The following is a 16181-nucleotide window of genomic DNA, read 5'->3' as shown; positions in this document are numbered from 1 at the left end:
CATTTCCTCAGGCGGAATCCCGTTTTTGCCGGCCCTTGAGCAGGCAGGATTCTTCAATCGTTTTGACGAGTTCCCGGGCCAGCTGTTCCGGCGTGCCACAAAACACGGAACAACCGGTTGCTGCCACCGAGTCGGGCATCGAACTGTTGCCGCAGCTGGTGCTTTCCTGCACCCAGATGCGGCTACCATAGGCCTTCAGCAATGGCGCGGCAATGGCGCCGTCATTGCCCATTCCGGAAAACACGATGGCGTGACAATTAGCTCCGTAATGGTCACCAATGTTCAGCAGTACCTGGTCAATCGACGGGCCGTAGGGGCCCGGCCAGGGCGTGTCCCGCTGCTGGAGTGCACCGCTGTCGTCCAGGGTCCATTCATGCTCAACCGGCATCAGGATAACGTCACCGTTGTGAATGCGATAGCCATTTTCCGCCGGTTTCAGCTGGTAGTGGGCATGGCGACCGAGCACACGGGTCAGCACTTCGGTAAAGTTGCTGTCGATATGCTGGGCATAGACGAATCCCACCGGTAATCCCGGAGGCAGGTTATCGAGAAAGGTTTTGACAGCCGCCGGGCCTCCAAGTGAAGCCCCCAGAATCCAGATCTCTGCGGCCGGCAGGTCTGCAGAGGCCGGCGGAATCCAGCGGGGCAGTGCTGGCGAGCCTGCTGTCCGGGGCTGGTCGTTGGCCAGTTCCTCGATAGCGGCGGCAGAATCCAGCTTCTCAAGGTGCCCGAGGCTCTGTTCCAGTTTGTCCAGTAATCGGCGTTCCCACCGCACATAGTCGGTGGTGCCGGGCTTCGGGGCCGGGTCCAGGCCAAACAGAACCGGTGCCTGGGTGTTCTCCAGCAGATGATCAAACAGGACCGGGTGGTCTGCCTCGTCTTCCAGCGTAATCAGCCACAGACTGGCAGCCGGGAACTCCGGATAACCCTGCAGGCGATCCGGGTCGCCGGAAAAGCAGACGTCCAGGCCGAACCTGGACGTGGCTTCGTGCAGCCGGTGCCGTTGCAGCACGATGTCCGAGACAATGCCGACCGTTGCCCGTCCTGGCTGACCGGTCATCACTGATTCCCGGTCAGCCGCGTGATGGTGTCAAGCAGGTCGGTCTCCTGGAAAGGCTTGCCGAGGTATTCGTTGACACCTATGGCCAATGCCCGTTCCCGGTGTTTTTCACCGGTACGTGAGGTGATCATACAGATCGGAGTGTCTCTGAGACTGTCATCGTGGCGCACGAAGCTGGCCACTTCGAACCCGTCCATGCGGGGCATCTCGATGTCCAGCAGGATGATGTCCGGCCTGTGATCCTGCAGCTGTGCCACCGCATCCAGACCGTCTTTGGCAGTGATGACTTCCATGCCATTACGTTCCAGCAGGCGCGAGGTAACCTTGCGGACTGTGACCGAGTCGTCCACCACCATAACCACGGTAGCCTGCTCCTCGCGGCGTGATGCTTCTTTCGCCTTTTCGAGGTTGGCAATGCGTTGGCGCTCGGAGAGGATATCGGAACGGATCATCGCCGGCAGATCCAGTATCACCACCACGTTGCCGTCGCCAAGGATGGTGGCACCGGAGACACCCCGAACCGTGTTGAACTGCGGGCCAAGGGACTTGACCACGATTTCGCGGCTACCCATCAGGCTGTCCACCTGCAGGGCCATGGGCTGCTCGGCACCACGCACCAGGATCACTGGCAATGGCAGGGCCTGGCCCTGGAGCTTGGGATGGTGATCGCTGTTCAGCAGGCTGCCCAGATACTGCAGGCGGTAGTGCTGGCCGGCGTACTCGTACAGGGGCGCGTCCGGCTTGTAGTATTCTTCAAGCTCGTAGGTGCTGACCCGCACGATACCCTCAATGGTGTTCAGCGGTATGGCGTAGAAATCCTCACCGGTAGACACCATCAGCGCGCGGTTTACCGATACCGTGAATGGCAGGCGGACGGTGAAGACAGTGCCCCTGCCAACCGTGGAATCAATATCCAGGCTGCCGCCGAGCTGTTTGATCTCGCTGGCAACCACGTCCATGCCGACGCCGCGGCCGGAAATCTGGGTCACCTGCTGCGCAGTCGAGAAGCCCGGCTGCAGAATGAACTGCAGAATTTCCCGCTCGCTCAGGTCCTCATCCGCCGACATCATGCCCTGGCGAACGGCCTTGTCGCGGATGACACCGGCGGGGATGCCGGCGCCGTCGTCGATCATTCTCAGTACCACATCGCCACCTTCGCGGGTCAGTGACAGGGTAACCTCTCCGGTTTCCGGCTTGCCGGCCTGCTTGCGGTCTGCCGGCGTCTCAATGCCGTGGTCCAGTGCGTTACGCAGCATGTGTTCCAGCGGCGCGATCATGCGTTCGAGGATGTTGCGGTCCATTTCCCCTTCCGGGTTACGGACATCAAACTCGACTTTCTTGCCGAGCTCGCCGCTGATCTGGCGAACGATCCGGCGTAGCCGGGGTACCATGGAGGCAAACGGAATCATCCGGGTCTTCATCAGACCTTCCTGGAGTTCCGTATTGATCCGTGACTGCTGTACCAGAAGGGTCTCGGTGTCCCGTACCCGGTCGGACAGGGTTTCCCGCAGGTCGGTAAGGTCCGATGAGGATTCCGTCAGGGCCCGCGACAGCTGCTGGATGGCGGAATATCGATCCATTTCCAGCGGGTCGAAGTCGTCGCCGTAATCCGGTCCATGCTCTTTCTCGGCGCGGAACAGGATCTGTGTTTCGGTCTCGATTTCCATCCGGCGCAACTGTTCACGCAGACGCTCGATGGTAGCGGCCATTTCGTCGAGGTTGTGGCTGAAGTCGCTGGTCTGCTGCTCCAGACGGCCACGGGTAATGCTGGTTTCACCTGCCAGGTTGACCAGCTCGTCCAGCAATGGTGCCGATACCCGGATGGTTTCCTGGGGCGCGCGCTGGGCGTTAGTCGCCTTCGCAGGTGTTCTGGAGGGCGTTTTTTCGGGCCTGGGCGCAGGTGCTGCCGGTTTTTCCGGCTCGGCAGGCTTCTCTGTGGCCGGCTCCGGGGCTGTTGCTGCTTCCGGTGTCTTCGCTTCCGGTTCAGTGGTTTCGGGAGCCGCGCCGGTATTTTCAAACCGGTTACGGATGTCGGTGACCAGCGCCACAATGCCATCGTGATGTTCAGTTATGGCCTGCCAGGCGTCATTGCCCGGGGTGTTACCACCGAGGTCAATCAACCGTGTTTCCAGAGCATGGGCCTTGTCGCCCAGGTCGGCAAGCTGTGACAGTCGGGCACCACCTTTGAGGGTATGCAGTGCGCGCTGGGCTTCCTGGTTAAAATGGTGGTTGCCCGGGTCTTTGCGCCAGTCGTCCAGCAACTGCTCGAGCTGGTCGAGAATCTCGCCGGCCTCTTCCAGGAAGATCTCCAGAACCTCAGCATCAACAGCGTCTTCCTCACCGGAAGCCGCGGCTGGCGCAGTGGCTTCGGAAAGTTCACCGCCTGAGGCGCTGTAGGCATTTTTCAGTGCCTCGATGAGTACCCTGTCAGCGGCCGGCTTATTGCCGTCTTCCAGGCTGGCAAGCATGTTCCGCAAATCGCCATGAGCTTTCTCACTGAGTTCCAGCACAACAGCCTGGTTGTTGGAGCCGGCAATCAGGGGGTCCAGCGCGTCCGACCAGGCTTCGGCCAGATCGGCAATAGGGTCGACATCGGACAGGCGTGCGCCCCCCTTGAGGGTATGCAGCTCCTGTTGCAGCTGGGTTACCCCGATCAGCTCCTCCGGTTCGTCTTTCCACTGCGCCAGGCATTCGCCAATGGCTTCATGAATCTCCAGCCCCTCATCGAGGAAGATGCCTGCCAGATCATCGTCGGCCCCCTCGGCAATGGCATCTGCGGCGGAGGCTGGCTGTTGCTCTGGCTGATCAACAGCGTCCCCGTTTCCTTCAGGCTCTTCCTGGGCTTCTTCAGCTTCTGCCGGGGGCAGCGGTTTGCCGGAGAGAATGGCTTCCACCTGCTCGACCAGCTCCGTCGCCGGCGGACACGGCTTCTGCGTGGCTATCTGCTCGACCATCTGCGCAAGCCGGTCGTGGCAGGCGAACAGCAGGTCGTTCATGTCATCACTGGCGCTGAGCTGACCCTCGGCAACTTTCTCGAACAGGTCTTCAAGCACATGGGTCAGGTCGCCAATGGCATCGACACCCGCCATGCGGGCACCGCCTTTGAGCGTATGCACATCACGCTGCAACTGTGCTGCAATTTCACGGTTGGAGGTGTCTTCACTCCAGGTGTGCAGTGCGCTGCCCGTGGAGTTGATCAGGTCATAGGCTTCTTCCAGGAAGATGCCAGTCAGCTCCGGGTCGAGATGGGAGAGGTCGGTACCATGTTCCGCCTCCCCGCTGTCGCCTTCCTCCGGATCAGCCAGCGGAGTGTCCTCATCACCCCCGGCTTCGGCATCGTCGTGGTTTATGTCTGTGGCTGGACGGGAGCCGCCGGTGGCGCTGTCCATGTAGGCGTGGATTTCACTGATAAGGTCGGGTGCCGGCCGTGGCGGCTGGTTCTGCTCCAGGGCATCCACCATGCCCGCCAGGCGATCGTGGCAGCGGAACAGCAGGTCGGACAGTTCGCCGGTAACGACAAGGCGGTTTTCCGTCAGCCCTTCGAACAGATTTTCCAGTTCGTGGGAAAGGTCGCCAACGGGCGGGATATCGGCAAGGCGAGCACCACCTTTCAGTGTATGCAGATCCCGTTGTAGCAGGCGCAGGAGGTCAAGATTGCCGGTATTGTCACTCCAGCTCTGTAAAGCATCCGCTGTACTGTCAATCAGGTCGCGGGCTTCCTCCAGGAAGATCTCAGCCAGTTCCTGATCCAGATCTTCGTCTGTTTCCGCCAGCGGTGGCGGTTCGTTGCCTTCTTCCGCCGCATCTTCGGTATCCAGCTCAAAGCTGCGATCAATCTCCTCCAGATCACCGGTGAATTCCTGTTCAAAGGCATCCGCCGTTTCTTCTGCCTCGTCGGAAGCATCAACAGCGAGCCCGCCGAGAGCGGCTATCAGCTCATCACCGCTTTCAGTGGCAAGTCCGGCCGCCACCTGATCCATCATGTTGATCAGGTGTTCGTGGCCTGCGCGGATGGTATCGAAGAAGAGCGGATCTGGCTGGAATTCCGGCCTTGCAGCGCGTTGGTAAACGTTCGTGAGCGCGCCCGAGAGCTCGGCAACGTCTGTCAGGCCAGCCTGTTGCGCACCGCGAGTCAACTGCTGCAACTCTGCACGCAGGGTGTCCAGTGCGGAGGTCTGCCCGGGATCTTCCTCCCACCCGTCAAGAATCCGGTCGGCATCCAGAAGGATGTCCAGGCCTTCATTGAGGAATAGCTGGACCAGTTGCGGCCGGTTATCGTCTTCGGTGTCATCATCACGGGAGCGGGTGCCGCGCAGCGTGGCATTGCTTATCTGTTCCAGCTTTTCCAGGAAGATGTCCGTGCCGGGAAGGTCACCCTGGGGGTTCTCCCGGATCTGGCTCAGACCCTGGGTGAGGAAGTCACAGGCGTTACCGACGAGGCCGACAACTTCCTGGTCAGCCCGCTTGTTCCGGGCGCGGGCTTCCTTGACAAACCGTTCCAGCGGCGTAATCACAGCGGCGATCGGCGCGATCCCCGCAGTATGCGCGCTGCCTTTGAGGGTATGAAGCGCCCGCGAGAGATCGTCCGTGTAGGCAATGCTTGCCTTGTCGCCGGCGGAGTGGATAAAGTCCTGCAGGGTTTGCAGGTGGGTCTCGGTCTCGCTCTCGAAAATATCCAGCAGTACGGGGTCTACGGCGTTTTCGTCGTCTGTCCCGGTTTGCAGGGCCCCGGCGGTGTGTTCCCTGTCTGAGGCTGACGGCGAGTCCGACGGCGGCATGGTGCTGGTGTCGGGAATCTCTCCGTTCGCCATGGCCGTGGCACGCGCTTCCAGCGCCGAGATGTCACGGGACGGAGCGCGCCCCTTCTCGAAGTCTTCGACCAGTTCGGGGAGAACCGCCGTTATCTCCTCCAACAAACCGGCAATGTCATCATTCATGAAGATGCTGCCGTCAATGACGCGGTTCAGCATGTTCTCGACAGACCAGGCCAGCTCGCCGACAACCAGCGCTCCAACCATGCGGCCACTGCCCTTGAGGGTGTGGAACCCGCGTCGGACTTCGGACAGCGCGGTACGGTCATCGTGCTGGCGAAGCAGCATGGGCAGGAATTCACCGATGGTATCCAGAACCTCACCGGCTTCCTCGATAAAGATCTCGAGAATTTCGTCGTCGATGAGATCGTCTTCTGCGTCATCTTCTGCAACAGACTGTTCTGCCTGCGCTACCGCTGCCGGTGGCTCTGGCGGGATTTCCGCTGCCGTCTCCCCGCTGTCAGATTCAGCGGCAGACTCGGCGCTAGCACTGTCAATCTCGGTCTTGCGTGTGGTGGACATGGACTCGGCACGCCCGATGAGCTCTGCCACATCACCATCAGCCTGGCCACTGCGGAAGTCATTGATCAGCGCAGGGATTCGGCCGTTGACATCGTCGATCAGGCTGAACATCTCGTCACTGGGCCGGAGTGTCTGGTCAATGACCCGATTCAGCAGGTTTTCCACCGCCCAGGCCAGCTCACCAATACTGGTAGCGCCGACAAGACGGCCGCTGCCCTTGAGGGTATGGAAGGCGCGGCGGACTTCGGTCAATGCTTCGCGATCGTCATGGTTCTGGCGCAGGCGAGGGTAGAATTCGTAGATGGTTTCCAGGACTTCTTCGGCTTCTTCGACAAAGATGCCAAGTATTTCGTCATCCAGCAGCTCTTCATCCGAACCCCTGGTATCGGCTTCAGCTGACTCTGCGGGCATTTCCGGTTCAACCAGAGGTACTTCTTCCTCCGTCGGATGCTGCCACGTGGGCTCTGCGCCAACCGGAAAGCCAAGGGAGTCGAGGCTGGTTTCCGCCACGGCCAGAACACTGTCATTGTCCTCGATGCCTTCCGCCAGCCGCTCCAGGTAGTACTCGATGCTCGTAATCGCATCTGCCAGGGTATCCAGCTGCTTCCAGTCCGGAACCTGCCTGCCCCCGAGCAGAACATCGGTTATGTAGCGCTCGGCCGAGGCGAGCATGTCGGCAACACGATCCAGAGGGATAAGCCTCAGGCCACCGCGGATGCTGTGAAGCAAACCGGGCACGTGTTCGATTTCGCCGGTTTCCCACTGGGAGGCAATGAAGTTGACGATGGCAGTCTTGACCTGCTCCAGGGTATTGCGTGATTCCCTTAACAGGGCGCTGCTGGCTTCTCCCAGCTCTTGCGAACCCATGTTAACGGACTGCTGATCCTCGCCAGCGCGGCTGGTCTCGGACTGCCGATCGCTGTCGAGCCCGGCGAGGCTGGCTTCCACGTACAGCAGGGCGCCGGCGATATCCATCAGCGTACCGTCATCTACTGCTTCAGGCTGGGCGGAGAGCTTTTCCACCAGTTCAAGCTGTTCGGTAATGACCTTGCGGGGTATGCCCAGACCAAGCACAGCGAGGGTATTGGCCACCTGGCGCAGCCCGGGGAGCAGTTCTTCCAGCTCATCGTTCTGTCTCAGATCGGAACGGACGAACAGATCCAGCTGATCCTTGAGCCTGGCCAGCTCTTCGTTCAGGGCGCTGACCACCGAGTGGATAGCATCGCGGCCAGGGCCGGATACCCGGCTCTTGGCGGCGTCCACGTCATCCTCGGATGGCAGTGCATGGTCAAGCTGGTAATCGGCGCGCAGTTCCTGGACCAGCGGTGTATCCAGCTCCCGGGCGCGGGCAACATAGTACAGCAGGTGTTTGAGGAGAGCTTCGGGGGCCGGCTGTTGCAGGATGTCCACACGCTCTTCCGCCAGTCGACGGATTTCTGCGTCGAGTTCCCGCAACAATGCCTTGACGGCGGCATTCACCGGATTGGCGTGTTGCTGAAGGGTTTCCACGAAGCCACCGGCCGCTTTCCAGAGTTGTCCCCGCGGGGTTTTCTGGCACAACCGTATCAGCCGCTGGATAACCTTCTGCATGTATTCGAAGTGGGCGTCCAGATCGGCCTCACGAACCACTCCGGCAAGGGCGAACTGATACATCTGGCGAAGTTTGCGGATATGGCCGAGTACTTTCGGATCCTGCAGACGCTGGGATACATTGGCTGCTGCGACAACCCTGGACGGTGCCAGGTCGGGCTTGAACAGCGACGTGTCAGACAGCAGTGATTCGCCCCGCGCAGCCCGGAGATCGTTCAGCAGTGGCAGCAGCAGCATCGGAAAATCATCCTTGCTGCTGGTCAGGTGCTCCAGGTACTGGGGAAGCTGCAGGATAGCCTGCATCAACACTTCTACCGCGTCGTCCACATTGGCGACGGCTTCGTTCAGGACGGCCTGGGTGAGCTTCTCCATTTCCTCGGTCAGCAGGGCTGCGCCATAAAGCTCAACCATCTGCAGGGAACCGTGAACCTGATGGAGATAGTTCAGGCAGAAGCGCAGGCGCGCGGTGTCGTCCCGATTCTCGACATATGCTTCCAGTGCCTGCTGACCCTGGGTCAGCGTGTCCTGTATTTCGCCCCGAACCCAGTCCAGGGCGATGCTGTCATGGTGATTGCCCATAACCACTCCGGTTATTCTTCGTCAGTCTGGCGTTTGATCCACGCCAGCACATGTTCCGAGGGTACCCTCTGTAAGCCCGGGGGCTGCCAGTCGGTCAGCTCTCCCTGGCCCAGCACCAGCAACCCCCCGGGCGCCAGCCGCTCTGCAAGCCGTTTCACGATTTCCCGCCGGCGCCAGCGCCGGAAATAAATCAGCAGATTCTGGCAGAAGATAATGTTCATTCCGTGCATGGGAGCGTGTTTCAGGTCCAGCACATTCAGCCTTGTGAAACACACCCGCTCCCGGATGCTTTTTACGATCTCGACGTTGTTCCGCTCTGCCGGCCGGAAGTATCTGGCCTTCATGGCTTCGTCCATCGTCATCAACTTGCGCGCACTGAACAGGCCGGACCGGGCCTTGTTGATGGCGGGTTTGCTGATGTCGGACCCGGTAACCCCGAACAGGGGCTGTAGCGACAACCCCTCCATGCACTCGTTCAGTAACATTGCCAGGGTGTAGGGCTCCTCGCCGGTGGAGCAACCCACACTCCAGACCTCAATCGGCCGCTTTTTCAGTGCCTCACGGGGCCGGGTAAGCACGTAGTCAGACACCAGCCTGAAAGCATCCGGGTCCCGGAAAAACCGGGTTTCCTGTACCGTCAGCCGGTCCACCAGCGTAGACCACTCCACAATGGCATCCTGGCCGGATACGATCTGCTCATAGTAGGCCTGGTAAGTGCTGCATCCGATCTCCCGCATGCGGATCCCGAGGTTGGTTTCGAGAAATGACTTGCGGTCTGATGACAGGATGATGCCGGTGCGGTGCTCAAGCAGAGTCTGCCATTGGCTGAACTGCGCCTCGTCCATGTCGGGGAGTCGGCGCAGTGACCAGATGCCGTCGGCAGCTGGCGGACGGTTGCGTGTTTCAGCCATAAACTGTCAGCAGCCCCGGAGCGATGATCAGCTCACCACCGGAACGTCGCTGTCTTCCTCTTCTTCCTGGTCCGACGACTCTTCCTCGGGCAGTGTGAAGCCCGCAACAGAGGACCGCAGTTCAGACGCCATCTCTGCCAGATTACCGATCGACTTCGCAGTCGCGTTGGTACCGGAAGAGGTCTGCGAAGTGATTTCCTGGATGACGTTCATGGTGTTGGAAATGTGAGCTGCAGAAGACGACTGCTGGCGCGCGGCGTTGGAGATGTTCTGGATCAGCTCCGCCAGACTCATGGATACGTTCTCGATTTCCTCGAGGGCGATACCCGCGTCCTGGGCGAGGCGGGCACCACGGACTACCTCGGCGGTGGTATGCTCCATGGAGATAACCGCTTCGTTGGTGTCAGACTGGATGGTCTTTACCAGCGCTTCAATCTGCTTGGTCGCCGCAGAGGAACGTTCCGCCAGGCGCTGAACCTCGTCCGCAACCACTGCGAAGCCGCGGCCCGCATCACCGGCCATGGAGGCCTGGATCGCGGCGTTCAGGGACAGGATGTTGGTCTGGTCGGCGATGTCGTTGATCAGCGATACGATGTCACCGATTTCCTGGGAAGACTCGCCCAGTCGCTTGATCCTTTTGGAGGTTTCCTGGATCTGCTCGCGGATGTTGTCCATACCGCGGATGGTATTCTGTACCACTTCCGCGCCTTTTTTCGCGATCGCGACCGACCGTTCCGCAACCGCGGAGGATTCAGCAGCGTTCGAGGATACCTGGTCGATGGACACCGCCATCTCGTTTACCGCGGCAGATGCACCGGCAATTTCCTGGGCCTGGTGCTCGGAAGCATCGGCAAGGTGCATGGCCGTAGCCTGGGTTTCCTGGGCGGCCGATGCTACCCGTACGGCCGTGCCACGGATCGCCTGTACCAGCCCGCGCATCTGGTCGATGGCGTAGTTGATGGAGTCGGCGATGGCACCGGTAAAGTCCTCGGTGACCGTGGCTTCGGTAGTCAGGTCGCCATCGGCCAGATCAGCGAGTTCGTCCAGCAGCCGCAGGATCGCGTTCTGGTTCTGCTCGTTCTGTTCCTGGGTCGTCGCCAGGCGCTCCTGGGCTTCGCGGTAGAGCACCACGCCGATCAGTACAACAATGCCCACCATGGCGGTCAGAATGATGAAGGCGAGAGTCGGGCTGATGAACCGGGAGTTTGCCTGGCCCCGGAATTTCTCTGCAAGCACGGATAACTCGTCCAGCAGAACCTGGGAATTCTGGAAAATATCACTGGCTGCAGTACGCACCTTGAAGAGGTCGGGGGAGGCTTCGAGGATGGCGTCTACGTTCTGGGATACGAATTCAAAAAGCTCACCGACAGCCTCGAGGCCGTAGATGGCATCTTCGTCGTTAACCTGCGAAATACCCATAGCGGGGTTGCCGTTGATCTGGCCTTCAAGAACGCGGCCAAAGAGACTGGCGTCGCGGCCGAAACGGTCGGCAGCAATAACGGCGTCTTCATCACCGGACAGTACGTTATTGACGGAGCGAACAATCCGCTCGGCCAGCAGCGACTGACGCTGGGCCAGTGCGACCTGCTCGGCAGGGGCATTGTTATCCAGCAGGATCTGAACAATGTCGTCGTATTCCACCTGCAGCTGAGGGATGGTTTCGTTCAGGGTCCGGGCGACTTCGTGGAGGCCGAGTACCGCGTCACGGGTGGACAGGATACTGTCGGCGTTGTCCCTTACTTCGTTCCAGGTTTGCTGGACGTCACTGTTCCGGGCAATCTCACTTGGCGGAAGGCCGGTTTCCGGGTTGCCGTCGGTTACATAGCCCCAAAGGCGCTCGAACTCGTTACGGGAGCGTCGCAGTGCGTCGAAGGCCGAGGCGGTACCGCCAGCTGCTTCCGTCGCGTTCTTGGCGATTTCCTGTGACAGTACCCTTAGCTCCGAGGCGTGGGCGATGTATGCCTGATCGTTCTGGCTGTCCTTGTTAATAATGAACAGCACTGCAACGAGCAGGACGGTCAATGCGATCAGTGCGACAATCAGGCCGGCAACCAGTTTATTGCCTCCCTGTCCCGTACCGAGTCTTCCGGCTCTATTCTTCATTTTCTGGCTCCCGGCCTCTTCGTAATATTGGCAAGTTTGTTTCTGCGGGCGTTGGGCAGGCGGGAAGGTGTTCCTGCCGTCGTCTCCGCCCTTACCATTGCGCTACATCCAGGAAGCGTTCGTCCCCGAGCAGCTCGGCGGCAGAAAACACTTTCCAGACTTCCTCGTTACGCTCGTAACCGCCATGTACAAACGGCTGAACGTTTGCAGGTACATCCTGTGGCGATGCCACGAAGCTGTCCGCTGCGAAATATTGCATGCCCGAGACACTGTCCACCACCAGGCCACTGAACACGTCACCCTGCTCGACAACCAGCACCCGACGCTCACGCTGGCTGCGGGAGGAGCGGGGGATTTCGAAAAAGCCGGCAAGGTCGACCAGTGGCAGAAGCCGGCCTCGCACGTTGGCGGCGCCCAACATGAACTGGTGAACCCCCGGTATGTGGGTATAGCGGGGAACATGGAGGATTTCAGTGACTTCACCCATTGGCGCTACATAGCGCTCGCCTGCAAGAACAAAGCCGATGCCGTTCCAGAGTTCGACAGCTTCCTGTTGTTCCGGCAGGCCGGCAGCCATGGTGCGGCTGCGTCGGGCGATATCCGTCAGAACGGCAAAAGGGGCGGCCTGGGCGGACATGCTTACTCCACGGTTGGGGATCAGGCGATCAGGCTGTTGATTGTCTTGATCAGGTCGTCTTCAACGACGGGTTTTACAAGATAACCCTTTGCACCCTGACGGGTACCCCATACACGGTCCGTTTCCTGGTCCTTGGTGGTTACAATAACGACCGGGATGGATGCGGTTTCCGGGGCACGTGTCAGCTGACGGGTTGCCTGGAAGCCGTTCAGGCCGGGCATGACCACGTCCATCAGTACCAGGTCCGGAGTTTCGGCGCGGGCCTTGGCAACGCCGTCAGCGCCGTTGTCGGCCGTCAGCACTTCGTGCTTGTGCTTTTCCAGAATGGTCGAGATTTTCTTAACCTCGGTCGGGGAATCATCAACAATCAGAATGCGGGCCATGGTTTCCTCAATAGTGCTTTGCTTCAGCAGGTTTATTGTTCCGCCTGGGGAACGTACTGGCGAATGGTGTTAAGAAGCTCGTCCTTGCTGAACGGTTTGGTCAGGTACTGGTCGGATCCGACGATGCGCCCCTTGGCCTTGTCGAACAGTCCGTCTTTACTGGAGAGCATGATGACCGGCGTTTTTTTGAAAGAGGAGTTATTCTTGATGAGTGCGCAGGTCTGATAGCCGTCCAGCCTGGGCATCATGATATCAACGAAAATGATATCGGGCTGGGAGTCGGCAATTTTCGCCAGAGCGTCAAAGCCGTCCGTTGCGGTAATGACTTCGCAACCGACTTTTTTAAGAAGGGTTTCGGCGGTGCGACGAATGGTCTTGCTGTCGTCGATCACCATAATCTTCAGATTCTCGAAGTTGTCATCCATTGTCCAACTGCCTTGCGCTCTGCGACTGTCGTTATTTTGTCAAGCGGGGGTTTTAGCACAACCGTTAACGTTGTTCTATAAATCCCGCTCATTTATAGAGTATTGGTGGCCGGATAAAAAGTATAACTTTGTGACCAAATGTACTTCTGCCCGGAACGTCACGTAATTGATACGGGATTTCTCCGGATGCATTCGCGGCTCGGGTACAATACCATCTGGGATCGAAGCATAGCATTTATTCCCGGCACAGCTCTGCAGACCGGTTCGTGTTTTCAACCTTTTACCTGACGAGGCATTATGACAGTCCGACTCGGAATTGTGATGGACCCCATCGAGAACATCCATTTCAGGAAAGACAGCTCACTGGCGATGTTGCTTGCTGCCCAGAAGCGGGGCTGGGAAATCGAGTACATGGAGCTGCCGGATCTGTACCTGAAAGGCGGGCAGGCCAGAGCAAGAACCCGCGACCTCACCGTACACCTGGATCCGGAGGACTGGTTCCGCCTGGGCGGTGCCCAGGAAAGGGCGCTGGGTGATCTTGACGTGATCCTGATGCGGCAGGATCCGCCGGTGGACCGGGAGTTCCTGATGGCCACCTTCATTCTGGAAATCGCCGAGCAACAGGGTGCCCTGGTGGTCAATCCGGCCTCAACGCTGCGTGACTGCAATGAAAAACTGTTTGCCGCGCAGTTTGAAGACTGCACGCCTCCGCTGATCGTGACCCGCTCTGCCATGCGGCTGAAGGAGTTCTATGCCGAGCACGGCGACGTCATCATGAAACCGGTGGATGGCATGGGCGGGCGTTCGATCTTCCGGGTCAAAGAGAACGATGACAACCTTGGTGTGATCATCGAAACCCTGACCAATCATGGTGCCCACCAGGCCATGGCCCAGAAATACATCCCCGAGATCAAACAGGGGGACAAGCGCATCCTGCTGATTGACGGCGAACCGGTTCCCTATGCACTTGCCCGCATTCCTTCCCATGGCGAGAACCGGGGCAACCTGGCGGCAGGCGGCAGGGGCGAGGGTCGCGAACTGACCCCCCGCGACCGGGAAATCTGCGATCGGGTGGCGCCGGTGATCAAGGAAAAGGGGCTCATTTTCGTGGGTATCGACGTGATCGGTGACTATCTCACCGAAATCAACGTGACCAGCCCGACCTGCATCCGGGAACTTGATGCCGCCTTTGGAATCGATATATCCAGCCAGTTGATGGATGCCATCGAGCGTCGTCTGAAATAATGGTCCGTAGCCGGGTTTAACCGAGGTAAGCTTCAGGAATGGCAGTACAGGTAAGCGATTTCGATCGGTTTTCTTTCACACTTTTCATGGCGCTGGCGCTTCATGCCATCGTGGTGCTGGGTATTACCTTTGCCCCCGAGCCTCCCCGCTCTTCAGCACAGACCATGGAGATCACCCTGTCGCAGTTCGATGACGAGACCGATCCTGACAAGGCCGATTTTCTCGCCCAGACCAGCCAGAAAGGCAGTGGCTCCGAGGATGAGCCGGTGGAAATGACGTCGCCGCAGCCCTCGGAAATCAGCCAGCAGGAGATTGCCGAGGTCCAGCCCGAACCCAGGTCGCAGGTTGCGCCCACGCAACAGCAGGAGCAGCCGGTGGTGCAGACCGAGGCGCGCAGTGAGCGCCGGGTGTCGAAGCCTGAGACTGCCAGGCCTGAGCCAGAGGAGCCGTTGCCGGTACGGGAAAAGAGAAGCCTGATGGAGAGAAGCCTGGAGATTGCCAGCCTGGAGGCCAGATTTGACCAGCAGCAGCGGGCCTATGCCAAGAAGCCCAGAGTCATGCGCGTGACTGCGGCTTCGACCCTGAAATCGACCAACGCCTGGTATGTCCAGAACTGGGTCGGCAAGGTTACCCGTGTCGGTAATATCAATTACCCGACCGAAGCCAGGCGAGCCGGAATCTATGGCACTTTGAGGATGCTGGTTTCGCTGCAGAAGGATGGCACAATCAAGGAACTGGCTATACTCGAATCATCCGGGAGTACGGTGCTTGATGATGCTGCGATACGCATTGTGAGAATGGCGGCACCTTTTGCGCCCTTCCCGGACGACATGCGCGAGAATATCGACGAACTGGAAATTATCCGCACCTGGGTATTCGAACGGCGAGGGCTGACATCAGGATGACAGCATCAAGACACTCTCCACACAGCCTGCGCCACCAGTTTCTGGTGGCGTCTCCCTATTTGCAGGATCCGCGCTTTCATGGTGCAGTGATTTACCTGTGTGAGCACTCCGACGAGGGGGCTTTGGGACTGACGGTTAACCATCCCCTGGATATCCAGCTGGGGGAAATTCTCGAACAACTGGACATGGACGGTGGCGAGCTGGAAGTGCCGGTCTACGGTGGCGGCCCGGTACAGCCCGAGCGTGGCTTTGTGCTGCACTCTCCGGATGCCGGCTGGCAAAACACTGCCCAGGTGTCCGACGATGTCCTGTTGACGACGTCCCGGGACATATTGTCAGACATCGGTGCGGGCAAGGGTCCGGAAAACTATCTGGTGTGCCTCGGCTATGCGGGCTGGAGTGAGGGGCAGCTGGAAGACGAGCTGGCGAGCAATGCCTGGCTGACCTGCCCGGCCACCAGCGACATTCTGTTCCGCACCCCCTGGGAAGACCGTTACCAGGCTGTATTGAAGCTGATCGGCATTGACCTCAACCAGCTCAGCGAGTCCGTTGGTCATGCCTGAGTCCGGAAACCGCCGGATAATGGCTTTCGACTTCGGTACCCGGCGCATCGGCGTTGCCAGTGGTCAGGAACTGCTCGGAACCGGCAGACCCCTGGCAATGCTGCCAGCTCGTGACGGTGTCCCCGACTGGGACCAGATCGGCAGCCTGCTGGAAGAGTGGAAGCCGGACCGGGTGCTGGTGGGCCTGCCCCTGAACATGGACGATACCGAGAACGACATGTGTGCCCGGGCCCGCAAATTCGGCAAACGTTTACACGGTCGCTTTCACGTTGAGGTGGAAATGGTGGACGAGCGACTGACCAGTTTCGAGGCCAGGGGTGACGTCATGGCCGCCGGTGGCAGTCGCGATTTTGGCCGCGATGGCATTGATGACCGCGCAGCCGTACTGATTCTGGAAACCTGGTTCCATCAGCAGGGACCCCGTTCTGCCTGAGCACACTCAGGCCG

Annotated in this window: 11 protein-coding genes; 4 read left to right on the top strand and 7 right to left on the bottom strand. The window is 59.5% G+C overall.

Annotation, left to right across the window (positions count from 1 at the left end):
- Nucleotides 1-7: 7 nt before the first annotated feature.
- From DIT72_RS04510 to pilG, 7 genes are all read right to left on the bottom strand, one after another.
- Nucleotides 8-1060: a chemotaxis protein CheB gene (locus tag DIT72_RS04510; protein ID WP_135953981.1), complete on the bottom strand. Its 1053-nt coding sequence runs from the start codon at nucleotides 1058-1060 to the stop codon at nucleotides 8-10.
- Complete coding sequence (locus DIT72_RS04505) at nucleotides 1060-8562, bottom strand: Hpt domain-containing protein (protein WP_135953980.1); 7503 nt, start codon at nucleotides 8560-8562, stop codon at nucleotides 1060-1062. Before DIT72_RS04505 ends, DIT72_RS04510 begins: the two co-directional genes overlap by 1 nt.
- A gap of 11 nt (nucleotides 8563-8573) precedes the next feature.
- A complete protein-coding gene (locus DIT72_RS04500; protein ID WP_135953979.1) occupies nucleotides 8574-9473 on the bottom strand; it encodes a CheR family methyltransferase in 900 nt (299 codons plus the stop codon).
- A 27-nt stretch (nucleotides 9474-9500) separates the two neighbouring features.
- The gene (locus DIT72_RS04495) at nucleotides 9501-11576 is read right to left on the bottom strand and encodes a methyl-accepting chemotaxis protein (RefSeq protein ID WP_135953978.1); all 2076 of its coding nucleotides are present in this window, start codon (nucleotides 11574-11576) and stop codon (nucleotides 9501-9503) included.
- Nucleotides 11577-11667: 91 nt separating this feature from the next.
- Entirely contained in the window at nucleotides 11668-12213 is a 546-nt protein-coding gene (locus DIT72_RS04490; protein WP_135953977.1) for a chemotaxis protein CheW, read from the bottom strand.
- A gap of 20 nt (nucleotides 12214-12233) precedes the next feature.
- The gene (pilH, locus tag DIT72_RS04485; protein WP_007154227.1) at nucleotides 12234-12596 is read right to left on the bottom strand and encodes a twitching motility response regulator PilH; all 363 of its coding nucleotides are present in this window, start codon (nucleotides 12594-12596) and stop codon (nucleotides 12234-12236) included.
- A 32-nt stretch (nucleotides 12597-12628) separates the two neighbouring features.
- Nucleotides 12629-13021: a twitching motility response regulator PilG gene (gene pilG / locus DIT72_RS04480; protein ID WP_008175635.1), complete on the bottom strand. Its 393-nt coding sequence runs from the start codon at nucleotides 13019-13021 to the stop codon at nucleotides 12629-12631.
- Between the two features lie 297 nt (nucleotides 13022-13318).
- Here pilG and gshB point away from each other — a divergent pair, with 297 nt between their 5' ends.
- The 4 genes from gshB to ruvX are packed head-to-tail and all read left to right on the top strand — an operon-like array spanning nucleotide 13319 to nucleotide 16167.
- Nucleotides 13319-14266: a glutathione synthase gene (gshB, locus tag DIT72_RS04475; RefSeq protein ID WP_135953976.1), complete on the top strand. Its 948-nt coding sequence runs from the start codon at nucleotides 13319-13321 to the stop codon at nucleotides 14264-14266.
- 38 nt (nucleotides 14267-14304) lie between these two features.
- Nucleotides 14305-15171, top strand: coding sequence for an energy transducer TonB (locus DIT72_RS04470; RefSeq protein WP_135953975.1), 867 nt, complete (start codon nucleotides 14305-14307; stop codon nucleotides 15169-15171).
- Nucleotides 15168-15734, top strand: a complete 567-nt coding sequence (locus tag DIT72_RS04465) for a YqgE/AlgH family protein (RefSeq protein ID WP_168355014.1) — start codon at nucleotides 15168-15170, stop codon at nucleotides 15732-15734. Before DIT72_RS04470 ends, DIT72_RS04465 begins: the two co-directional genes overlap by 4 nt.
- Nucleotides 15727-16167: a Holliday junction resolvase RuvX gene (gene ruvX, locus DIT72_RS04460; protein WP_135953974.1), complete on the top strand. Its 441-nt coding sequence runs from the start codon at nucleotides 15727-15729 to the stop codon at nucleotides 16165-16167. Before DIT72_RS04465 ends, ruvX begins: the two co-directional genes overlap by 8 nt.
- The last annotated feature ends 14 nt before the right edge of the window (nucleotides 16168-16181 follow it).

The organism is Marinobacter orientalis (assembly GCF_004792665.1).
Taxonomy (GTDB): Bacteria; Pseudomonadota; Gammaproteobacteria; order Pseudomonadales; family Oleiphilaceae; genus Marinobacter; species Marinobacter orientalis.
Note: the sequence above shows the minus strand (reverse complement) of the source record. Positions and strands in the feature narration are given on the sequence as shown.